The following is a 21,506-nucleotide window of genomic DNA, read 5'->3' as shown; positions in this document are numbered from 1 at the left end:
TGGTGTGTCGAATCGAAGCGGATAGCACACAACGGACGGTTGCATGATATATTGACGAACTCCGTGGACCACGTCCGGTCCTGGAGTGAACGTCTCCTTCATACGCGTCGACCCCGTTGCACTCATGGGCGCTCGTGCCGCTTGGCGGGTGCGCCAAAGTACGCCTGCGGTCATCATCAGTTCGGCGGCACCGGTTTGCTGCCATGTCGGCCTCCATAAAATGGAGAAGGGGAACCGAGCCCTTAACGACCGACATCGCCAACGCTTCTCGGCTGACAGGGTAATCAGAATCGATGTCTGACTCTCAACGTCTGCTGGATCTGATCGAAAAATCCGTTGTCGAGCATGCTGGTGACCTTGGGGGTTGGAGCCGTCGCATCGACGACGCGCTGCAGCTCTTTGACGGACGTGTGACGCTGTGCGCCGAGTTGAAGGACGCAGGGCCGTCGGCCGCCGATGGCTTAGTCCACGCCCATATCCTTATGAAGTTGCATGATTACGATGACGAAATCCTCGATGCGTGTCTGTTCGGAATCGGCAATGATCGCGACGCGGCACTGGGGCAGGTCGCTCTGATCTGGATGACCGGCGTTGCCGGGCCGATCAAGTCATTCATTGACAACAAGCCGGTCTGCATGACCTGCCAGGCGGGTGTGAAGGGGGGCAACGCCTCAGAGGGCTATTCCGAAAGCGACTACGGTCTGCCCGATCTGCGTGCATTTGTCGGTCCCTCGATCTCGCGCGGATTCGACGACGAGCGGGTTCAATCGGCCATTGACGACACGAAGCCCTGGTTTCGCTTTGCTGCCGAGTCCGCGGCGCCACGCAGGGTGCATCTGGCGAAAGCTACGATTATCTCGAAAGGGAAAGACGGTTGGCGCTGGGAATTGGAGATCGACGGGCACGACGTATCACTTCATGATCCAGACTGGCCGGCCAGTGTGCGAGGCCCGGATTTTGGATACTTGACGCGGTATACCGTGTTCGAGTTTCCACGCAATTCCTTGGTGATTCCCCTGCGAGCCAAGTTGGAACGGACCATCCGTTATTTCGCCGAGAACTTTGCGAAATACGATTCGGTCGATCAGCTCATGGAAGCAATGACCCGCCAGGGGTTTGACCCTGATCTCGTTCATGAAACGGAGTCGATCGCGACGATCGCCTTCGGTCGCACTTTTTTTGAGCAGCTTGGGGTCCAGTATTCCTCGACCGTCATCCGCGCTCGCCGAGACGGTCGGGTCCAAGCCGATGTTCCCCTGATGTCGATTTCGGCTTACTCTCGCGCCCGGGCTCTCGCCGTTCAATTGCGCGAGACGATGCCGAAGGACGACTTCCAGTCGCTCTGCCTCTACAACGCGGAGTCCAACGCGATCCTCAAGGCGATCGAGGCCAACGGCGAGAACTTGGACCTGACCAAGATCAAGATGTATCCGTGTGTCGTCCCCGATCGAGGGGTAAGCGATCAAACAATGGAGGCCGCGTTAGCAACACTGAATGCGTTGGTCGAGCGGAACCGCTCGACCAAAAAGAATCCGTGGTGGAAGTTCTGGTAGTCAAGCAGCGCCAGGGAGAATGATCGAACGGGTTTGGCGCGGTTGACCCTGACAGGGATTCAGACGCCAGAGCAGGTGTGGGATGGCTCGGGTTGGGAGGTGGTGTCCGAGGGACGAAGCTGACGAGCGTTCGCGGAGGCGGATCCCGCCTCCGCGAACGACTTTTTTCGAGCTGCGAGTGGTCGAATCGCTTCGAGCGAAGACTTAGAGCAGGCTCTCGAGCAGGAGCTTGAGCTTGCGGACCTCAACCTCGACCTCGAAGTTATTTTCGGGCAGGTCGAGGATGGAGACGGTCAGGGCGCGGTCGTAACCGCAGCGGACGAGTTGGTTAACGACTCGGTTGTACTCGATCTCGCCCTGGCCGACGCGAACCTGGAACTCGCCCGGGTTCTTGCCGGTGTCGCGGAGGTGGACGCTCTGGACGTAGGGGTAGACCTCGTCGAAGTCGGCCCCGTTGTGCGGGCCTTGGATGTAGTGGCTGGGGTCGAGGGTCAGGCCAAGGCCGGGGACGGCCTTGCAGAGTTCGACGGCCTGCTTCGGGTCGGCGGTCAAGGTTTTCGAGTGGGTCTCGACGGCCAAGACCAGGCCCTCGCGCATCGCGTAACCGGCGAGGATCGAGAGCCGTTTCACCTCGTCGTCGAACGAGGTACCCAGAGGGGCGGCCGGAATGGTAATGACGGCCACGGTCAGCGGCTTCGCCAGCCGGCACATTGCGTCGAACCGCTTCCGCAGCAAGGGGGCCGTGAGGTCTCCCTCACCGAAGTCGAGTCCGAGCGCGGCCGGTGTCAGGCTGGGCCCGCGCCGGAGCCGGTGCAAGGCGGCCTCGGGGTTCTCAGCCACCTCCGACGGGCGCAGGTGGGGACTATTCTCGACGATCGCCAGGTCGATCTTGTCGAATTCCAACTCAGCGATATGACGCAGGGCCGACTCCAGCGGCTCATTCGAAAAGCAGAGCGTGTTGCAGGCGACGAACACCCGACCCCTCCTCATCCTCCCTAGGGGGTTCCCGTCCCAGACGGCCGGGTCTCCCGACCCGTAGCGCGAACGCTCAGCCCAGGACGGACCACGGTTCGGGCACGATCTTACCGCAGCAGGCTGTTGGACGGTAGGGCAGTCGCCTTGCCCGTCCGAATCATCTCGGCATGGTCGGCCGTGGTCGATTCCGCCGCCCTCACCGCCACGGCGGACGACGATCGGGCCCAGTGGGAACCGGCGAGTCGGGCGAACTCGGCATACTGCTTCTTGCGGTAGGCGTGCAGGGCGGCCAGGAGCACCCGACGAGTGTTCTCACGCTCGGGTTCGGTGGGCGCCGCGCCTGAGATCCGCAGGTCGTCCACCCAGAGGCTGCCGGGGGTGAGTAACTCGAACCGGATCCGGGCGGCGGCGAGGCCGTCGGCCGGGAGCTCCGAGCCGCGGACGGCATGCGCGACCCAGTCGGGCTGAACCGTGAGCTCCGACCAACGGCGATAGGGTTGGCCTCCCCCTTCGCCTTCGATCCAGAGCCGAACCTTCGCATCCGCGCGGTCCGAGCGGAACCAGGCCTGAACCGTCAGGGCGGCGTACCCCTTGGCGGGGAAGCCGTCGCTGAGGATGGCCGCGGGCGGCGTCTGCGCATCGAGACGCAGGCTGCCACGGCCCGTGTGAGGCTGCTCGGTATCAATCTCGGCCGCGCCGGTCTCGTCGTCGAGGACCCGCCACCCACCCGGCGGCGTGGGCTCGTGGACTCCGGTCAACTGGACAGCGGGGGGCGTTCCCGGTTCGAAACCCGAGTTGGGAGGCCCGGCGACGACTCCCCCCGGGGGCGTCCGGCTGAGCCGCGCAAGCTGGCTCGAAATCTCGTCGTACCGCGCTTGCATCCCGGCGAGAACCGCCTCGGACGGATAAGGGGTCACCGGCCCGACCTTGACCTGGGGAGTCCCCACCCGAATCGCGGCGACCCCGAACGGATGGAGGTCGAGCACGAGCCGGCTCCCTCCCCCGACCGCCTCAGGGGCGAGGCGAAGTGATCGGCCGAGGTCGTCCACCAGGGCGGACCGACTCCCGAGCATCGTCTCCACGCGGACCGGGTACGGAGTATCGTTGGCCAAGGAGACATAAGTCGAAGCGCCCGACCGCAAGGTCCGGACCGCCACGCCGAACGGCTGCCGGTCGACGGCCGCGGGGGAGGCCGCCGAGGCGGGCAAGGCTCGAAAGACGCGGGCGAACTGGCGGACGCGTTCCTCGTGGCCGGCGACGGCCGAGGAGGCGAGCATCACCCAGCGCGCATCGAGCGCGGCCAGTGCATGGCCCATCAGCTCGTCCCCCGTCGCCCCCTCGGGCAACGGCATGGCGGTCAGACGTAACCCTCGGCCTCCGCCACTCTTGGCCTGAGCGCTGGGGTGCCGCAAGTCGCCGGTGCGCGAGCCTGGTTCCTCGAGGCCGACGAGCACTCCCCGTCCCGCGCGAGCGATGATCGGCGCATCGAGTTCGGGGCTGGTGGCCAGGTCGTGTGACAACTCGTCGGCCGAGAGCCCCACGCCTCGGAGGATGATCGGGGCCTCGTTGCTCGTCGGCCAGGTCTCGAGGTCGAGTCCGACCGCACGCCAGGCATGGCTCGGGGCGAGACCGGCCAGGTCGACCCGTCGGGCCTCGTCGCCGGCAGGGCCGTCGTCCAGGCCGGGAGTGGCCACGGCCAAGCTTGCGCCGGGGGCGGTCTGCTGGACGGTTGCGCTCAGTTCAGTGTAGAGCGCCCCGATCCCTCGGGAGCGCCAGGTCAACCAGGGCATCCGGCCTGGGCCAGCCAGGAACTGGGATCGCGCTTCGAACCGGTCCGGAGCCTTGGTGCCGAGGCCGGGGATATCACGCGTGGTCTCGGGGCCGAAGGTTTCCCGGACGAACCGGGAGAACGTCAGGTCGTCCAGGCCGGTATCGGGCCCTCCCAGCAAGGTCGGCCCAGGTCCGAGGCGAATCAGGACGCCGGCCAGGGCAGGCCGTGACTTTCGGATTGAAGCCACGTGGACCACTCGCCGTTTCAGGGCCTCGCGGACCTCGGGGTTCAGGGGATGGTAGGCCGGACCGTCGGCCAGGCCGTGGCGGTCGACCCGCACCAGGCCCTTCGCGAGCGCCTCGGCCGAGTCGGGCGCCGGGAGGCCGGGCAAGGGGCCGTCCGTCGCCAGTTCGAGCCACGCGGTTAATCCCTGGCGGCCCAGAATCCGGAGCAGCAGGTCGAGTCGGTCCGGACCGATCGAATCTTCGCAGGCCTGGCCGTCGAGGGCGCTGCGTTGCGACCGATCGGCAAGGTCCTCGGGCATGAGAATCGTCGATGCGCCACAGTAGGCGAGGTAGCGAGAGACATTCAGAGCCAAAGCGAGCGGGTCACCGGGGACCGCGCCCCCACCGAAGCGGTCGAGCAGTTCCGAACCCGCCAGGTACAGGCCGATTCCGCGGCCCTGCGCTCCGGGCGGCTCGGTGATCGCGGGCGGCGTAGGGAGGCCGGGAAGCTCGGTCAGCGAGACGGACCCGAGTTGCACCGACGCGACTGCGTCTCTGTTCACCAGGACCAGGACCGGGTTGGCGTCGTCCGGCCAGACCAGCCAGGAGAACGAAGCGACCGGCGTCCGTTCCAGGATCGGCGGTCCCGAGGCGCAGGCGTCGAGCAGAACCCGTGGGCGGCCTCGGCCGCCGCCGGAATCGACAAGTGCCACGCCGAGCGCGGAGGGATGGCCGCCGGTGACCGTGATCGACAACCGGTGCGGCCGCCCTGGGTTCGGGACCTTCAGCCCCAGGGCCGACCAGGCCAGGCCGGCCGGAGTCGAGGGGGGCAAGACCGCCGTTTCCGACCCCGCTCGGGTGATCCAGCCGCGGAGTCGATCGCGGCGCGTCGCCTCGACCATGGCCGCTTCGGGAACCGACCAGGCGACCCCCCCTGGAACCGACACCGGGGCACGCCCCGAGGCCGACGGATGCTCGCCACGGAGCCGCGCCAGGTCGATCACTTCGACCGCTTGCTCGACCGCTCCCACCGCGCCGGTGTCCCACTTCGCGGGCAGCGCGCCCACCACCGTCAACACCACGCGGCGAACCGCCGAGGTCGCCGCCACCGGATTCCTCCGGCGGCGAATCCAGCGCCCCAATCGACTACTCTCGAGATTGGCGAGCGGTTCCCAGGTGGTGCGAACCTCGAGGATGTACGTCCCCTCGGCCATCGGCGCGGGCATCTTCCAGACCTTGCCGGTCGGGGTGAGAACGTCGGTGGCGACGACGTCGTGCAACTCCTGGCGCCAGACCGGTTCTCCCCCACGATAGGGAATGAGCTCGGCCGAGCACTTCAAGGCCACCTCGGTCGGCTCGGGCGTCAAGACGTTGAACGCGACCGACACCGGCACCGTCGCCCCGGGGGCGGCGGTGCCGTCCCCTTTGTCGTCAAGGCTGAGGGCGATGGCGTCCCAGGCGAGCCGCTCGACACCGATCTCAAGCGAAGGTTGTGCCGTAAGTCGTTGTGGACCATCGAGGATGGACAGGATCGGGAGCCGGACTACCTGACCGCCCGACCGGAAGAGCAAGCTTGCGTTCAGCGGGGCCTCGATCCGGGCGCGAACTCGGCCGATCGATTCGTTCCCGAGCCGCCAGCCGTTGGCTTGCGGGGTCGGGCCGCCTCGAGATCGGGTCGGCCAAGCCAGCGCATCGACGATGCGGCCCTCGGACAACTCGAGTTCGAGTCCCACGTTCTCGACGGGCGGCGAGGTCGGTGACACCTTCCAGGAGACCTCGACCGTCATTCGCACCGCGGCCCCCCCAGGTGGGGGGGGCGGAATTGGTGGCGCGGCCACGGCGATCGTTCCCATGAGGAACAACCCGATGCCCGCCAGTACCTTGCGCCATCCATTGCGCATGCGGAAAAACCACGTCCCTTGAGGTGCGATCGAACCTGACCTTGGGTTGACGATCCTTTGTCAGCCCAGTCCCGGCTCCGTCGCCTCGAATCCGCCTTAAAAACGTCCCACGCATCTTCCTACCGATAAAGGATTCGGTCGCCTGACCGGCAAACTGAAGGCAAATCCAGAAAAAACGAAAAATCGCTACATCCCGTTTCCCTGATTGCGGATGAACACCTAGAGAGGAAGAGTGGGGCCGTCGGGCCAATTTCCGCGATCGGGAATTCGTAACGAAGTGAGCCGTCCGAGGATGATATTCTTACATGGGGGAAGTCGGTCGAGCCTTTGGCTGACGGGCGCGGCACGAACCACTTGCAGTGTGAAACCGTACAGGTGTTTCGGGTTGCGAAACGGGGAGTCGGGGTTGATAATAACCCCTTTACTTTTTACCGGGACATCGGACTGATCCCTTTGCACGAATTCCGGCATCCGTCGTTCCACCGATTTTCAGCGCCCGGTTCCGATGGTCGAGCCCAGGGCGTCGCTTCCCCAATGACCTCCGATGCCCCCTTCCATCGGGATTTCGCATCGCTGCTCAACATAGAGGATTTCTTCCCATGTGGACCTTCGTGTGGTGCGTTACGGTGCTGTTCAACGGCCACGACGGTAAAGAACCGACGGATCGGCTGATTCCCGCGAACTGGCAGGGGAACCCCTGGGGCCCCGAGGCGACTCGAGCCCGGGCCAATGGAGAGATTGCGCCGATCCCGATGAGCCCGCTGATGTTGCAGTGGGACAAGTGGGGCAAGCAAGTGCTCCGCGATGGCGATATTGTGTTCCGCCGCGCGGATGCTCGGCTGCTCTTCGGCCGATTCCCGTTCAGCCGGTTCACCGCCAACGTCAGCGGGAGCGAGTACTCGCACACCGGGATCGTGGCGGTCGAGGACGGCCAGCCGGTCGTCTATGACACGACCAAGGCGGGCGTTCGTCGCCAGCCGTTCTCCGTCTGGATCCTCGACAACGTCGGCCCGTTCGGCGTCAAGCGGCTCCGGCCTCAGTTGAAGTCGCACGCGGCCGGGGCGATCCGCTTCTGTCGCGAGTCTTATGAACGCCAGGTGCCGTTTGATTTCGATCTCAGTCCGGACGACAAGGCCCTCTACTGTGTGGAGATGACCGAGAAGGCGTATCGGGCTAGCGGCCTGCCCCTGGCCGAGCCCGTCCGGCTGGGTGATATGGAGAACGTGACGAAGTATCCGATCTGCGTCTTCATGTTCCTTCAATTTTCGAAGCTGACGCTTGACCAGCCCGTCTTCTTCCCCGGCAACGAGCGGCACGGGATCTGGTCGTCTCCCAGCCTGGTGACGATCTACCCGGCCAGTCCCCGGTCCTCGACTGTGGGCCAGCCGCGGTCCCAGCCCCAGCCCCAGCCCCAGCCCCAGCCCCAGCCCCAGCGGAAACCGGCGGAGACAGGGGCGAAAACTGCCGCCCGCGACCGGTCGGCTTCGTCCTGAAGCTTGGTCTTGACTTTCGGCGGGACTTGGTCAGACTGGCGCCTTCCCGGCCCAATGGATTGGCCGGGATCCCGCCTTTTTGGTCATGGAGAGCCCGCCTGCCATGCCACGCTTGCCACGGATCGGCATCCTCGGCTTCGGGATCGTCTTGGCCGCCTCCGCAACCATCGCGTTCGGTGGCGAAGCGCGATCCCGCGGCCAAGCCACGAACGAACGGTATCCTCACAAAGCCGTGAGTCGACAGGAGTTCGGCGGGGGAGCCACGTCCTACTGGCTCTTTGAGCCGGCCGAACCCAAACCCGAGTCCGCACCCGTCGTGGTCTTCAATCATGGCTGGCTCGCCGTGAACCCAGGGGCCTATGGCGCCTGGATCGACCACCTCGTGCGCAGCGGCCATATCGTTATCTATCCCCGCTACCAGGCCGACTTGGCCACCTTGCCCGCCGACTTCCTGATGAACGCGCTGACCGCGATTCATGATGCGTTCGACGTGCTCGAGACTTCGCCCAAGCACATTCGACCCGATCGGTCGCGGTTCGCCCTGATTGGTCACTCGGCCGGCGGCAACCTCTCGGCACAGATCGCGGCGGTGGCTCGGGAGCGTGGCCTCCCGGTGCCCCGCGCTGTTGTCGCCATGATGCCGGGCCAGGTGCAGACGATCCGCGGCCCCAGCCTCGCCCAGATCCCGTCGACGACTCTCCTGGTCGTCACGGCCGCGGAGGACGACCTCATTGTGGGAGACGCCCGGGCCCGGCAAATCTTCGCCGGGGCGACCTCGGTTCCCAACGACCGCAAGAAGTACGTCCTTTACCTGAGCGACCTGCACGGCTCTCCGAAACTGATCGCCGACCACCTGGCGCCAACCGCCGCCCTCCCTGGTTTCGACACGGGTGACGGGGTCCTGAGCGACCTGCAGATGAACCGGGCTCAGCTCAATGTCTTTGACTACGCCGGCTTCTGGCGTCTCGCCGATATCACCCTTTCTGCCGGCTTCTCCGGCAAGACCCTCGACGAAGCCACCAACGGCGGCGAACTGTTCCGCCACCTGGGCTACTGGAGTGACGGACGCGTCGTCGAACGCCCGATCGTCGGCGACGACCTTACGGTCATCCCCCGCGTCTTTCTCATCAACGGCCTCCGACTCATCAAGCTCGGGGCGAAGGACACTCTCACGTCCTCGGAGACGGTTCAGAAGTAGCATCAGCCTCGCTCTTACGAATCAGAACGAGGAATGGACTGCGCTGGCTCATCACGCGACAGGGGCCAAGAGCGGGAACATCAAGCAAGTGGCCCCGCGCTTTGCTCTGAGAGAGAACCGCTGGCTCAAGGGCGCGTGGGCCGGGGTGATTCGGCACCGGGACTTCACCAGTCGTACACGGCAATGGCGAACCACTTGGCGTGAGGTCCGCGTCGTGATGACCATCGGTAGAAGAGAACGGGGCCTGCGCCGCCAGCAGAGGAGCCGAGTTCTCGATTCGCTGCCGTCTCGGCGCCGAGGCGGTCAGCACGGGAACCTGACAGGCAACCCGGCGGACGTTCAACTCGGTGTCGCTCCGGGATTGCACGGCCGGAACCAACTCGGTGCGTGCCTCGGGAACCATGCTGGCCTGAGTGATTAACGTGGATGACAAGATCGAGCGGCGAAACCGAAAGTGCCGAGGGACTTGGCAAGAACTCGTGACGCAAAGTTGACAAGCGTCTTACGAAGCCTTCGCTCACTCCGGTAACACCGAACGCGTCAGGACTGACCTCTCCCCATTTCGACCCCTCCAAGACGCTGTGGCAGATTAAAACGTTTTACTTGGCCAAACTTCGGTGGACTTTCTTCCGAAATCCCGGCGCGAAGTCGGGCGGGAATTACGCGGGAGTAGGACGGGAACAGCCGTTGATCGTGCGGCAAAGCTCTGGTGGGATTGGTAAACAAATAATTTGTTGAAATGGTGTGTGCTGATTTGTGGCTGTGTGGCAGCCACGTAGCGACCGGTTCGTGTTCCCAGGGATGACGATCCGCCGTGTTCTCGACACCTCTGCGGTTTATTAATTATCTATCATCATCTCAGTATTATTATGTCGACTTTCGATGGCCATGACGGCCTGGATTGTTCTTTTCTCGCCCTCCATTCCCGTCGTCGTCACTCAGCTCTTGCGAGATGACTTCTCATCAGCTTACAGCTATCCTTAAAAAATTCGTTCGATTATAGTTTACGCAATTCTTAAGAAATTCATTCTTGAGGCGACATCGCAGTGGTGACAAATAGGACATGAGAAGCATGGATGCATATTAAGGATCGCTTGGTTTTTGGTTGATATTTTTCTTGACTATGAAATGGAAACCGCTTTAATCGGGGAGCCCCTCGATTGTGTGCTATGTATAGCGGAGCGACGATTGCTTTTTGCCTTTCGACGAGCGTGCGGGTCGTGCTGATACGCTCGGTTTCGGCAGCGCCAGTTCGGGGATGAAGTGTCGAGTCAACCGTTCGCCGACTTCTCGTTCGAGGAGTCAAAAGCAAGGTGAGTGGCTTGGTTTCGATCGATTTGCATGTCATGAACGGAAGGTTTTTCGTTTTCATCGGCCTCGATCCAAAGCCGGAATCTACTTCTGCGTTGGGGCGATAATCCTCTCGATGAAGAGGATGAGTGTCGAATTGGGAAACGTGTGGCTCGCCAGCATTGCACGGTGGGCCAAGGGGCGTTGCGCGCTGTCTGTTTCGCCAGGAAACCTGAAAACGTCGTCTTGAAATCATAAGCGTGTGGTGACGTCGAGTCGTCCCACGGTCGCCCGGTTCAAATTGGGGATGTGACGCGGTCATTACCGTTGATTTGCGTCCGTTGTCATCGTCGACCGTCAACCGAGTCCAAGAGTCGTACTTGTTCCTGATTCGGAGGTCTCATGATGTCGCGTCGAAGATTAGGGTTCACGTTGATTGAGTTATTAGTTGTCATTGCGATCATCGCGGTGCTCATTGCACTGCTCTTGCCCGCCGTCCAGTCCGCGCGAGAGGCGGCCCGCCGCGCCCAATGCACGAACAACTTGAAGCAGCTCGGGATCGCTTTTCACAACTATCACGATGTCAACAGCGCATTCCCCATGTCGAACTACTCGCCCAACTATCAAGGCAGCAACGTCTACCCGAGTGCCAGTGCCTGGACCGAGCCCAATGCCCCGGGCTGCTGCCCGTTTGGGAGTTACTCGTGGGCGGCATTGACTCTGAACTTCGTCGAAGGGAACAACGTCTTCAACGCGATTAACTTCATCCTTCCGGCCTACGCCGCGAGCATCCCTGAAACCGCGGGTCCATGGGGCGGCTCGACGGGCAATCGCGGTCCTCAGGGCGATGTGGCGAACTCGACCGTGTCCGTCATGGCTCCGAATACGTTCGCTTGTCCCTCGATCCCGGACGTCATCAAGACCGTCGCGATCAGCCCGGGGCCCCGAGGCGCGTGGAAAGACTATGGCATTAACGTCGGCACTGGCTACTCGGGTTGCTGCCCCGAACGGCTGAACAATGGCGGCCCGGCTCTCAGCGACGGCATGGCGGCGGTCAATCTCAGCCTCAACATGCGAGACGTGCTCGATGGGAGCAGCAACACATTCCTGCTTCTGGAATTGTCACGCAACGCCGAGCATAGCTGGATCGCGAGAAACACGGGGTCAAACCAGTTTATGTGGACTCACCACCCGTCTCAGGGCATGGTTGTGGCGGGTGAGCTCGGAAGCAGCTCGCCGCCGTTCCCCCCCAACTCGAACTTCCCGAACTCGCGAGGCGCGGTCGGCGGCCATCCCGGCGGTGTGAACGCCGTGTTCGCCGACGGCCACGTTCAGTTCATCAAGAACAGCATCAACTTCCAGATCTATCGCGCCTTGTTCTCCAGGAATCTCGGCGAGGTCGTGTCGTCCGACTCCTACTGACACCCGTTTACGGGGCTTCGCTTCGGAACCGGCCCCGCGACATGAATCATCTCGGGGCCGGTCGTTGCCGCCATCGCAGGCGAGAAGCCACCCGGGCAAGCCGTTGTGACGAATCCCTCTCTTTCGCAAAGCCACTGAGGCTCAACATGCGCTCCTCTTCTCGTGTCTTTCGAGTCGCGGCGATTGCGACGCAGTCCGTTATCTTCACGCTCGCCGGTTGCGGCAATGGCGATTACCCCGAGATGGCGAGGGTGACCGGCACGGTCGCCTATAACGGCAAGCCGGTGCCAAACATGATGGTCAATTTTATGCCCACCGAGGGCCGCCCCAGTTGGGGGAAGACCGATGCCGACGGCAAATTTGAAATGGTCTACGATTCCGATTACAAAGGTGCGAAAATCGGCCACCACAAGGTCTATTTCACTCCCCCTGCGACCACCATCGACGGCGGCACGAGCAAACAGTCTCGCAAAGCCATCGCCGCGGCGTCGGGGTTAACCGCCGCGGAATTACAGAACCTCCGCTCGAAATACGGATCAGAGAGTGAGACGAAGCTCGAGGTCGATATCAAGAATGACCCCGAAGTTCTCGATCTCAAGCTCGACTGACCGGTCACCCTGGCTGGCGCGGTGATTTCAGATTCTCCTGTGCCCAGCGCTCGAGATCCGAAACCTGGATCCCCCGCTGGGCATTGAAGGTCTTGCCAATCTCCCACGAGACCCCTCGGCCCTCCGCGAACACGACCCTGTATTTCTTGATGGGATTGCTGGGGTCTTTCGCCAACTCGTCCTTCAACGCGAGCACACTCCATTCCTCCCGCCGCACCTTCCAACCCAGGACGGAGTCGACGACGTCCGCCAATCGTGCGTAGGTGACCGTATCTCCGGCCGTGTACACGACGCGATTGACGATCCGCGGTTCGGCGAAGACGATCTCCGCCGTCAAAACGCCGATGTCCTCGGGCGTTGTGACCGTGACGGCGGTGTCCCAGTTCCCCAACGCATGCACGGTATTCTGCTCGAGGTCGACCACGCCGAACGACGGCTCGAAGAGGAAACTGGTGAACATGCCCGTCGAGACGATGACCCATTCCATGCGGTCCTGCGACCGCAGGAGGTCGCGCACTTCCAGTTGCTCGTCGAACAGATCCTGCGCGCTGCCGCGGCCGATCACGTCGTAATCGACCCCGAATTGCCAGGGGATGTAACGGATCACGCCGGCATCAAGGGCCGCGCGAGCGAGCTTGAGTTGAATGCTACGTCCGGCCACGAAGCCGGTGCAGCCGATCACCGTGTGGAAGCCCCTGAAGCGTGTGGAGAGGTCGGCCGCGGAGTCGGTGACGAGGTTGCCGGGGAGGAGTTCGACGCCCAGGGAACGGAGTTCGGCGATGTCCCGTTGTTTGGCGGGGTTTTGGGACGTGATCGTTGAAGGGCGGAGGAGCACGGTGAGTGTCGTGCCCGGGAATTGGGCCGCGCGCCTGGCAAGACCGCGAAGGACTGCCATGCCGAGTTCGCCGGCCCCCAGGACAAGGATGGAAGTGTTTTTTTGCATGATTATTGCCTATGAGTATGCGATGAGAGAAGCCGTTCGCCAGACGGCCCCGGTCCTCTTGGAGCCCCTGTCACGGCGTCGTCCAGGGCCTGCTCAGCCGTTGGTCTCGGTTTTCTTTGATTTTCTGATCGGTGACCGCGGTGATGCAATCGCCGTTGGGTGCCACGGGTTGGACTCAACCTGTGAACGGAAAGCCTGGGTTTTTGGCTCACGGGCTAAATACAACCCGTGGCACCCAGGGCTTGCATATGATTCAATAATAAAAGACCAGGTCCACGTGCTTAGCAACGGACGGCCGCGTCAACTTTTGCCGATCGAACGCTGTGCGGCCGCCACCACGTCCCTCGGCTCGGCCCGCTTCCAGTAGGCGGCTTCGAGAAACCGCCACGTGACCACCCCCGTCCGGTCCACCACAAAGGTCGCCGGGACGGGAAGCTCATCCCTGTTGCCGGCGCCGTTGTGCTGCTCGAAATCGAGGCCGAAATACTTGTTGTGCCACTCCAGGGCATAGCCGGGAATCTTCCAGACGATGCCGAGTTGCTTGGCGTAGCGTAAACCCTCGTTCAGTCAGGACGTCGAACGTGAGCTCGTCCTTCTCCGCGGTGGATCGAGCGTCGTCCGGCTGCTCCGGGGTGATGGCCACGAGCCTGCCGCCTAACCGCTCGAGTTCCGGCAGCACCCGCTGCATTCCTCGCAGGGCGAGGTTGCAGTACGGGCACCAGCCGCTACGGTAGAACGTCACGACCAGCGGTCCGAGCCGATCGTCCGACTGGACCATTTGCCCGTTCTGGTTCGGCAGGGAGAAGGTCGGGAACCGCTGCCCGACCTGCAGAGAGTCCTTCTCCACACCGGCCTGCACCAGCTCGGTGAGCGAGCGGTTGAGGGCGTCCACGAACCCCGGGGGGCATCGCCCCGCCCGGGGCCTGCCAGAACTGACGGGATTCCTCGAGCGCCTGGGCGAGCGTCGTCGTTCCGGGATCCCACTGGAATGGCCGATCGAGCCCCTCTTCGACCATGGCGACCAACGCCGGGTCGTCCTTGTAACTGCGGATTGTCTGCGTCATCACTGGCTCCTGAAATTGGGATTGGGCAGCGTGGCGGTGCCTCGCTTTTTGCTTAAGCCTCGAACGGGCCGATGTAGTGCTTGAGCCCCGTGACCAGTGCGAAGTGCTCGATGCTTTCCTTCGGGCGCAACACGTCGAGCAGGTTGCGCAGGATCGCCCCATTGACCCGGATGTTTTCGGCCTCGGTGGGGTGACGTGACCAGGTTGCGAAAAAGAGGTGCGTGGGCCGGACCCGCTCCAGAGCGGCACGTAGCCCGGAAGGATCGAGGAGGTCGGCGGCGATGGGCACGAGCCCCTTGATCGCGTCGGACGGCCGCCGTGACAGCCCGGAAACTTCCCAGCCACGCGTCAGGAGGTGTTCGGCCAGGCTTGTACCCACGATCCCCGTGGCGCCGACGATCAGTGCCTGCTTGCCCATGAGATTGCTCCTGTCGGTGGCTTGTTGAAGGCCTCATTGGCCATTGCCGAATCCTAGGGATCGACGGTATCCTTTCGCAAGTAGACACCCGAAAGTGCCATAGTACCCAAAAGGATACCAACCATGCCGCGACCGAAATCCGGGGCCCAGAGCGACTGCCCGCTGGCCGACCTGATCGACGTGATCGGCGGGAGGTGGAAGGTGCTGTCGCTCTGGCATCTGCGGGACGGGACCAAGCGGTTCACCGAGCTGAAGCGGCTCATGCCGGGGGTGACGCAGAAGATGCTCACCCAACAGCTCCGCCAATTGGAAACGGACGGGCTGGTGCGGCGGGAGATCTACCCGCAAGTGCCGCCGAAGGTGGAGTACAGCCTCACCCCCGCCGGCGTGGAGCTCGGTGGCCTGCTGCTGACCCTCTCGGGCTGGGCAAAGGACCATATGCCGATGCTGAGGGCCGCAGGGGCCGAGAAGGCAACGGCGGAACGTTGAACGGGGAGTCTTGATTGAACCGCGTCAGCGATCCGGAGTGCGGCACAGCCGGTTCGTCAGGGCGGCACCCTGTCGCTCCGCAACTCTTTCGGTTGCGTGCCCATGCGACGCAAGCTTAGGGACCGGCCGACGCCGCCCCGTACGGCGGTATGCCTTGGCGTCGCAGCTAACTGCCGGTTGAACGCCATGCCGAAGGCTGCCTCGCTCTCGTAACTGACGGCAGGGGTTGGGAAATGAGTGGATTTCTTGTTTTCGGAATTGTCTTTACAAAAGGGATAAGATTGTCAATAAGCAATATTGATATCGATTGCAAAGCTTGGTTTTAACTTTGCTCTTCCGGCAGTACGACCGACTTCGTCGCAGAAATGGAACACCTGGATTCGAGAACAGTCTTCCCGGGAGTGAGCCATGACAACGCGGAGAAAAGGAGTGGTTTTGGTGCTGGGATTCGTTGCGCTGGCAGGGGCGCTCGCTCCCGCCGCGTCCCAACAACCGGACCCCAACAAAGCGTTGGCCCAAGCGCAGCTCAAGCTGGCTCGAGAGGCACTCAACGATCTCGATCGCCTCTACAAGGGAGGGGAAACGAGCCGCGATAACCCGAAGTTTTCCCTGTGGTGGCGTCGCGAGGTTGACGCGATCCGCGCTTCCGGAGCCGAAAAAGCCGAACTTGTGACGGCCCTCGAACGCTACGTGGAGCGTATGAGGGGCTGGGCCCGCGACACGGAGTTGGCCTACAAACGAGACGTGCGTCCCCATATTGACCTTATTGATGTGCAGTACCGGGTCCTTGAGGCCGAGATCTGGCTGAACCAGGAGAAGGCTCGATAAGGGTTGGTAAAGGGGGCAGGAGCCGATCGCTCCTTCGGTTCCTGACCCCTTTACCTTTTCGCAACTCAAGGGGACGAAGTGAACGGTCAGACCGTCTGAGCCGTCGGCCTGACGAGAAGCTCATTGATGGCGACCGTCGGGGGCTGTTCGATTGCGTAGAGGATTGCCTGTGCGATGGCTTCGGCCGGGATCTTGACGGCGGCGAGCGGCTTCATCCACTCGATCGCCTGGGGGTCGGTGACGTGGCTGCTCAGTTCACTCTCCACTGCGCCTGGGCTGATGATTGTGCTGCGGATCTGCGGTGCGACCTCCTGTCGGAACGCCTCTGAAATGGCCCGGACCGCAAACTTGGTCCCGCAATAGACCGCCGCGCCACCGATGGCGAGATGCCCGGCGACCGAGGACACGTTGATCAGGTGCCCGCTCCCCTGGGCTCGGAACAGTGGCAGGGCTGCCGAGATCCCGTAAAGCACTCCCTTGATGTTGACGTCGATGGTCCGGTCCCATTCGTCCACCTTGTCGGCGTCGAGCATCGAAAGGGACATGTACCCGGCGTTGTTGATCATTACGTCGATCCGGCCGAACTGACCGACGGTGGCGGCGACGAGCGCCTTCACCTGCTCGTGCTTGGTCACGTCGACGGCGTGTGCAAGGGCCTGGCCACCGGCCTCCCGGATCTCGGCGACGATCTGCTCCAGCCGGTCGACGCGTCGCGCTCCCAGGACGACCTTGGCGCCGCGGGCGGCGAGCAACCGGGCGGTTGCCTCGCCGATCCCGCTGCTTGCCCCGGTAATGACGACGACCTTCCCTTCAATTTTGCTTTCCCAGACGGGCATTGTCAGATCCTCCGAGCTTGCGATTGCGTTCGATGCGGGCATGTTCCGCACTTCCGGTGAGATTCTAGAATGAGAGGCCTCACGCCGTTATCCCGATCCTCGGTGATCCTTGCCTGATCCTCCGCAGGTTGCCGGAACCCCTGTCGCTGGAGGGAGCCCGGATCGGCTAAACTGAATTCGACCGGCCACGGGGGCGAGTGTCAAACGCGAGAGGTCGACTCGATGTTCGCAGCGAAACTGACGGAACTGGCAGCCCTGATCGAGCGGATCACCGGCCAAGATGGCTCACATGCAACCGCGATCGCTCCTCTTTCGCTGCATCGCCTCTCGGCCCCCTCCGACCCGGTCACGGTTGTCGTCGAGCCTGCCCTCTGTGTGGTCGCCCGCGGCCGGAAGCGGGTCATGCTGGCCGAGGAGGTCCTGGTGTATGATCCGGCCCATTTTCTCCTTGTCTCAGTCGACCTCCCGCTGGTCGGTCAGGTTGTCGAGGCGTCGCCGGAGGAGCCGTACCTGAGTGTGCGGATCGACCTCGATCTTGGCCAGGTCGGCGAAGTGCTCCTGGACGCGGAGATTCCCCACTCGCGTGATTCTGCGCCCAGGCGGGGACTTGCCGTGAGTGCGGTCGATCCGCCGCTGCTCGACGCGGTCTCGCGGCTCATCTCCTTGCTGGAGAGCCCGCGGGACATTCAGGTCATGGCCCCCCTGATCCTCAGGGAGATTACGTATCGCGTGCTCATGGGCGAGCAAGGTCTGCGATTGCGGCAGATCGTCGCGGAGGGCGGGCAGGCGCAGCGGATCGCCCTGGCAATCGACTGGCTGAAACGGAATTTCGCTCGCTCGTTCCGCATCGAGGATCTCGCCCGCGAGACGCACATGAGTCCCTCGGCGTTCCACCAGCACTTTAAGGCCGTGACGGCGATGAGCCCGCTGCAATACCAGAAGCGACTCCGGCTCCAGGAGGCCCGGCGGCTGATGCTGGGTGAATCCCTGGACGCGTCGGCCGCCGCCTACCGGGTGGGCTATGAGAGTCCTTCGCAATTCAGTCGCGAATACCAACGTTGCTTTGGAGAGCCTCCACGGCGTGACCTGGCGCGGATTCGGGCGTTACCTTATTCGACGCCGGCTTGACGAAAAAGAAGGCAGGTTGTACGGATCAAGAATCAAAATAAGTGGTTAATGTTTAAATATGATATGTGAATGTGCGTAAGAGCCTGCCGTTTGGCATAAGCCTCAGAATCAGAAAAAGAGGGTCAGGACGGTGCGGACCTCGTGGGCTTCGATCCGATGGGCGGGGCATCCGTATTCCACTCATTGGCGACAAAAAAAAACCGTCGCCTCGCGAGGCGACGGGGTTCAAAGGCGATGGCCTCAAAGCGGTTGGCTCAGCCCTTCGCTTTTAGCTCTGGGGTGAGGCCTGGCTCGAGGGTGCCGGAGCGGGGGCGGGGGCGGGAGCCGGGATGGTCGGCACCGCGACATAGGTCGTGCACGGCACCTGGCGGACCACCTGACGCGGGACGCACGTCATGACGGTCACGGGGACCTGGACGGGGACCTGGACGGCCACTTGTCGGGTCGTGTTTTCGGTGACCTGCCGGGTCTGCGTGGTGTAGGTCGTGACGGGGACCTGGACGGGGACCTGGACGGCCACTTGTCGGGTCGTGTTTTCGGTGACCTGCCGGGTCTGCGTGGTGTAGGTCGTGACGGGGACCTGGACGGGGACCTGGACGGCCACTTGTCGGGTCGTGTTTTCGGTGACCTGCCGGGTCTGCGTGGTGTAGGTCGTGACGGGGACCTGGACGGGGACCTGGACGGCCACTTGTCGGGTCGTGTTTTCGGTGACCTGCCGGGTCTGCGTGGTGTAGGTCGTGACGGGGACCTGGACGGGGACCTGGCGGACGGTCATCACGGTGACGTTACGGGACTGCACGGTCGGCACCAATTCGGTCCGGCACTCGGGAACCGTGATGGTCTGAGTGACGGGGACCCGGTCGGTCACCTGTCGCGCGACGATGGTGGTCACCGGCACGCAGACTTCGGTCACGCGCTCTTCAGGCACCGCGCGGGTGACCGGAACCGGGACCATTCGGGTCTGCTGAACGGGGACCTGAACGTTCTGCTGAACCGGAACCAGGCGGGTCTGGGTCTGGCAGACATACTGGGTTTCGGTCACGTTGCGCACGACCTGCTGGGGCGCGGGAGCGGCCGACTGCGGGCTGGGCGACTGTTGGCTGGAGGCCACGGCAGGGGCCGGGGCATTGACGTACTCAACCACTTGCCGGGTCGTCGTCACCGGCTGATTGACGGTGTAGGCCTGGGGAACCATGGTCGTCTGGACCCGGCACTCCAGCACGGTCACCGTCTGGGGCTGCATCACCGTCTCGGTCACGTTGCGGTAGACCACGTCACGCCGCTGTTGGCGCTGAATCGTCGTCACCGGCTCCGACACGGTGCGAACCTGGTCCTGATAGGTGGTCACGAGCTTCGGCACGTTCACCGTCACGGTGCGCGGGACGTTGATCGTCTCGTTCACCACCTGGGTGACCGGCACCTGCTCGGTGCGGTACTGGGTCTGCATCTGGGTGACGGGGACCTGCTCGCAGACCGTCCGGGTGACGGGGACCGTCTCGGTCTTGATGTCGGTGCGGTACTGGGTCTGCATCTGGGTGACGGGGACCGTCTCGCAGACCGTCCGGGTGACGGGGACCGTCTCGGTCTTGATGTCGGTGCGGTACTGGGTCTGCATCTGGGTGACGGGGACCTGCTCGCAGACCGTCCGGGTGACGGGGACCGTCTCGGTCTTGATGTCGGTGCGGTACTGGGTCTGCATCTGGGTGACGGGGACCGTCTCGCAGACCGTCCGGGTGACGGGGACCGTCTCGGTTCGGTACTCGGTCCGATACTGGGTCTGCGTCTGGGTGACGGGCACCTGCTCGTAGACCGTTTCAATCACCGACTGGTAGGTGGTCTGGGGAACGAGCGTCGTCCCACCGCACGCGTCTCCCGACGTCGGCGCGACCACCGAGCTGTCCCCGCCGCAGGGAGAACAGGCCACGACGTTCTTGTGCCGGCAGCTAAATAGGCCGGCGGCCTCGGCCGAGATCGCCGAGACATTCAGCAGCGCCGTGCCTAGCGCAATCGCCAATGCCAACCGACGTACCGTCGCCAACTTTCTCTTACCCTTAGCGCGTCTCATTAGGATCCGTTCTCCTTCAGAACCTGGCCCGGCAGACGTCTTCTTTTTGGAGAGAAACAGTCCGCCCTGTTTGTTCGCAAACCGGTAGATAAACCCCGCCTGACTGACTGGCCGCCTGCAAGTTCCAAATATCAACCTTCGCACGGTTGATGAATTGGTTTTCTGATTCTTTGTCTCAGTTGAGAATTCGTCTGGCTCACGGCGTTTGAACGGCGGATTGAAGAGGAGCCGAAGCGTTCGAAAACGGTCGCAACCACTCCCCATCCACCCTGATGGGGATTCCGCGGCAAAACTTTCGTAACGGAATGTTCCGCGGCTGGCAATATGGGAGTTCTGTGAACATCGCGAAGAAGGATTAGCCTGAGAAGGCTAGGTTAACAAATCCGTGCGTATACGCAAAAGTAAAAACTCAAGAATTTCCTGACTCTGGCTAAAATTCGCCGGCCACCGATCCTGGTTTGAATTCTTGGCTTACAGCCAGAATGGCACGAAGAATGCTAGGCGAAGGATTGAAGTCGATCTTATTAAGGCGGAAATGGGCCGTGGTGTTCGATTGGGCCAGGCGACTTGACGACGCTCCGCGCCGTGTTGATAATTGAAAAGCTTGAGACTCTCCCCTTGCGGTTGCGGGGTGAATGGAGCGTGGTGCCGCCTATGTCCGTCCGAAGTCGGCGACAACGACGAGAACGACGCGGTCTGGGGATCCTCTGCCTGATCCTCAGTCTCGTCCATACTCCGTTGCCACAGCCTGACTTCCACAACATTCGCCATCATGATGCGCCCGGCGAAGTCTGCGACCATCACGACCACCTGCTTCGCTGGCATCCCGCCGCGGGGTTGGCTCAGGACGTGGCGACGTTGCACTGGCACTGGTTCTTGCCCACGGAAGACGGATCCGGTTCGCCGCTCCCGGAGCAGGGGCCCGCGCTCCACGCGCACGTCGCCGACTGGTTCGCCTCGGCCTGGGATGATGGGCCTCGGTTCGTGCCGGATCCGCATTCGCAACTTCTCGTGCGAACCTCGCTCTGCCCTCAGGCGACGCTTCCGCCTGACCTGATCGATCCCTGGTTCTCGGTCCTCGGGCCGTGCCGGGCCTTCGTCTTCCGCGCCACCACTGCGCGCCCCACCTCCTCAATCGTTCTGCTCGAACGCTGGCTCTGCTGAGTCGACCACGCCCCAGCTTCGAGAGCGACGGCACACCCCACCCGGTGGGTCTGCGCGCCTCCTCGAAGTCGCACCGTCCCCCAACGTGGCCGAGTCGATTCCGAAGCGGATTGCGCGAGCGATCCCTTTTCCGGGC

The 21,506-nt window shown here is 63.0% G+C and carries 15 protein-coding genes and 1 pseudogene; 9 read left to right on the top strand and 7 right to left on the bottom strand.

Annotated features, from left to right (window positions below):
- Positions 1-293: 293 nt before the first annotated feature.
- Positions 294-1,553 carry a hypothetical protein gene (locus BUS42_RS17400; RefSeq protein WP_074308291.1) on the top strand — a complete coding sequence of 420 codons (1,260 nt, stop codon included), beginning with the start codon at positions 294-296 and terminating at the stop codon, positions 1,551-1,553.
- Positions 1,554-1,757: 204 nt separating this feature from the next.
- Here the strand turns inward: BUS42_RS17400 and BUS42_RS17395 are convergent, their stop codons facing one another.
- Positions 1,758-2,528: a sugar phosphate isomerase/epimerase family protein gene (locus BUS42_RS17395; protein WP_074308289.1), complete on the bottom strand. Its 771-nt coding sequence runs from the start codon at positions 2,526-2,528 to the stop codon at positions 1,758-1,760.
- A 107-nt stretch (positions 2,529-2,635) separates the two neighbouring features.
- Positions 2,636-6,424, bottom strand: a complete 3,789-nt coding sequence (locus BUS42_RS17390) for a hypothetical protein (protein ID WP_074308287.1) — start codon at positions 6,422-6,424, stop codon at positions 2,636-2,638.
- Positions 6,425-7,023: 599 nt separating this feature from the next.
- Between BUS42_RS17390 and BUS42_RS17385 the strand changes: the two genes are divergently transcribed.
- The 4 genes from BUS42_RS17385 to BUS42_RS17370 all read left to right on the top strand — a co-directional run bounded on the left by BUS42_RS17385 (position 7,024) and on the right by BUS42_RS17370 (position 12,435).
- Entirely contained in the window at positions 7,024-7,917 is an 894-nt protein-coding gene (locus BUS42_RS17385; RefSeq protein WP_074308285.1) for a YiiX/YebB-like N1pC/P60 family cysteine hydrolase, read from the top strand.
- 103 nt (positions 7,918-8,020) lie between these two features.
- Positions 8,021-9,115, top strand: coding sequence for an alpha/beta hydrolase (locus BUS42_RS17380; protein ID WP_074308283.1), 1,095 nt, complete (start codon positions 8,021-8,023; stop codon positions 9,113-9,115).
- A gap of 1,695 nt (positions 9,116-10,810) precedes the next feature.
- On the top strand, positions 10,811-11,827 hold the full coding sequence (locus tag BUS42_RS17375) for a DUF1559 family PulG-like putative transporter (RefSeq protein ID WP_074308281.1): 1,017 nt from the start codon (positions 10,811-10,813) through the stop codon (positions 11,825-11,827).
- 146 nt (positions 11,828-11,973) lie between these two features.
- Positions 11,974-12,435 carry a transthyretin-like family protein gene (locus tag BUS42_RS17370; RefSeq protein WP_074308279.1) on the top strand — a complete coding sequence of 154 codons (462 nt, stop codon included), beginning with the start codon at positions 11,974-11,976 and terminating at the stop codon, positions 12,433-12,435.
- A gap of 4 nt (positions 12,436-12,439) precedes the next feature.
- On the opposite strand, the gene BUS42_RS17365 is transcribed toward BUS42_RS17370, so the two are convergent.
- The 3 genes and pseudogenes from BUS42_RS17365 to BUS42_RS17355 all read right to left on the bottom strand — a co-directional run.
- Entirely contained in the window at positions 12,440-13,378 is a 939-nt protein-coding gene (locus BUS42_RS17365; RefSeq protein ID WP_074308277.1) for an aromatic alcohol reductase, read from the bottom strand.
- 436 nt (positions 13,379-13,814) lie between these two features.
- Positions 13,815-14,270, bottom strand: a complete 456-nt coding sequence (locus BUS42_RS17360; protein WP_159452243.1) for a peroxiredoxin-like family protein — start codon at positions 14,268-14,270, stop codon at positions 13,815-13,817.
- 227 nt (positions 14,271-14,497) lie between these two features.
- Positions 14,498-14,860: pseudogene (locus tag BUS42_RS17355) on the bottom strand (NAD-dependent epimerase/dehydratase family protein); the annotation flags it as partial.
- Between the two features lie 123 nt (positions 14,861-14,983).
- Between BUS42_RS17355 and BUS42_RS17350 the strand changes: the two are divergent.
- Together BUS42_RS17350 and BUS42_RS17345 are read left to right on the top strand one after the other, a co-directional pair.
- Complete coding sequence (locus BUS42_RS17350) at positions 14,984-15,349, top strand: winged helix-turn-helix transcriptional regulator (protein ID WP_074308273.1); 366 nt, start codon at positions 14,984-14,986, stop codon at positions 15,347-15,349.
- A 408-nt stretch (positions 15,350-15,757) separates the two neighbouring features.
- A complete protein-coding gene (locus BUS42_RS17345; protein WP_143206357.1) occupies positions 15,758-16,177 on the top strand; it encodes a hypothetical protein in 420 nt (139 codons plus the stop codon).
- An 86-nt stretch (positions 16,178-16,263) separates the two neighbouring features.
- On the opposite strand, the gene BUS42_RS17340 is transcribed toward BUS42_RS17345, so the two are convergent.
- Positions 16,264-17,013, bottom strand: coding sequence for an SDR family oxidoreductase (locus BUS42_RS17340; RefSeq protein ID WP_074308269.1), 750 nt, complete (start codon positions 17,011-17,013; stop codon positions 16,264-16,266).
- Positions 17,014-17,235: 222 nt separating this feature from the next.
- Between BUS42_RS17340 and BUS42_RS17335 the strand changes: the two genes are divergently transcribed.
- Entirely contained in the window at positions 17,236-18,141 is a 906-nt protein-coding gene (locus BUS42_RS17335; RefSeq protein WP_074308267.1) for an AraC family transcriptional regulator, read from the top strand.
- A gap of 268 nt (positions 18,142-18,409) precedes the next feature.
- Here the strand turns inward: BUS42_RS17335 and BUS42_RS17330 are convergent, their stop codons facing one another.
- Entirely contained in the window at positions 18,410-20,206 is a 1,797-nt protein-coding gene (locus BUS42_RS17330; RefSeq protein WP_143206356.1) for a hypothetical protein, read from the bottom strand.
- A 654-nt stretch (positions 20,207-20,860) separates the two neighbouring features.
- On the opposite strand from BUS42_RS17330, the gene BUS42_RS17325 reads away from it, so the two are divergent.
- Positions 20,861-21,370 carry a hypothetical protein gene (locus tag BUS42_RS17325; RefSeq protein WP_074308263.1) on the top strand — a complete coding sequence of 170 codons (510 nt, stop codon included), beginning with the start codon at positions 20,861-20,863 and terminating at the stop codon, positions 21,368-21,370.
- Positions 21,371-21,506 lie beyond the last annotated feature (136 nt).

The organism is Singulisphaera sp. GP187 (genome assembly GCF_900129635.1).
Classification (GTDB): Bacteria; Planctomycetota; Planctomycetia; order Isosphaerales; family Isosphaeraceae; genus Singulisphaera.
The sequence above is the reverse complement of the archived record's forward strand: the minus strand, read 5'-3'. Positions and strand labels throughout refer to the sequence as shown.

Excerpts from the sequence above, each read along its gene's own strand:
- BUS42_RS17385 (WP_074308285.1), top strand. The coding sequence starts at position 7,024 with ATGTGGACCTTCGTGTGGTGCGTTACGGTGCTGTTCAACGGCCACGAC.
- BUS42_RS17370 (WP_074308279.1), top strand. The coding sequence starts at position 11,974 with ATGCGCTCCTCTTCTCGTGTCTTTCGAGTCGCGGCGATTGCGACGCAG.
- BUS42_RS17325 (WP_074308263.1), top strand. The coding sequence starts at position 20,861 with ATGTCCGTCCGAAGTCGGCGACAACGACGAGAACGACGCGGTCTGGGG.
- BUS42_RS17340 (WP_074308269.1), bottom strand. The coding sequence starts at position 17,013 with ATGCCCGTCTGGGAAAGCAAAATTGAAGGGAAGGTCGTCGTCATTACC.
- BUS42_RS17345 (WP_143206357.1), top strand. The coding sequence starts at position 15,758 with ATGACAACGCGGAGAAAAGGAGTGGTTTTGGTGCTGGGATTCGTTGCG.
- BUS42_RS17380 (WP_074308283.1), top strand. The coding sequence starts at position 8,021 with ATGCCACGCTTGCCACGGATCGGCATCCTCGGCTTCGGGATCGTCTTG.
- BUS42_RS17330 (WP_143206356.1), bottom strand. The coding sequence starts at position 20,206 with ATGAGACGCGCTAAGGGTAAGAGAAAGTTGGCGACGGTACGTCGGTTG.
- BUS42_RS17335 (WP_074308267.1), top strand. The coding sequence starts at position 17,236 with ATGTTCGCAGCGAAACTGACGGAACTGGCAGCCCTGATCGAGCGGATC.
- BUS42_RS17390 (WP_074308287.1), bottom strand. The coding sequence starts at position 6,424 with ATGCGCAATGGATGGCGCAAGGTACTGGCGGGCATCGGGTTGTTCCTC.
- BUS42_RS17365 (WP_074308277.1), bottom strand. The coding sequence starts at position 13,378 with ATGCAAAAAAACACTTCCATCCTTGTCCTGGGGGCCGGCGAACTCGGC.
- BUS42_RS17350 (WP_074308273.1), top strand. The coding sequence starts at position 14,984 with ATGCCGCGACCGAAATCCGGGGCCCAGAGCGACTGCCCGCTGGCCGAC.
- BUS42_RS17375 (WP_074308281.1), top strand. The coding sequence starts at position 10,811 with ATGTCGCGTCGAAGATTAGGGTTCACGTTGATTGAGTTATTAGTTGTC.
- BUS42_RS17400 (WP_074308291.1), top strand. The coding sequence starts at position 294 with ATGTCTGACTCTCAACGTCTGCTGGATCTGATCGAAAAATCCGTTGTC.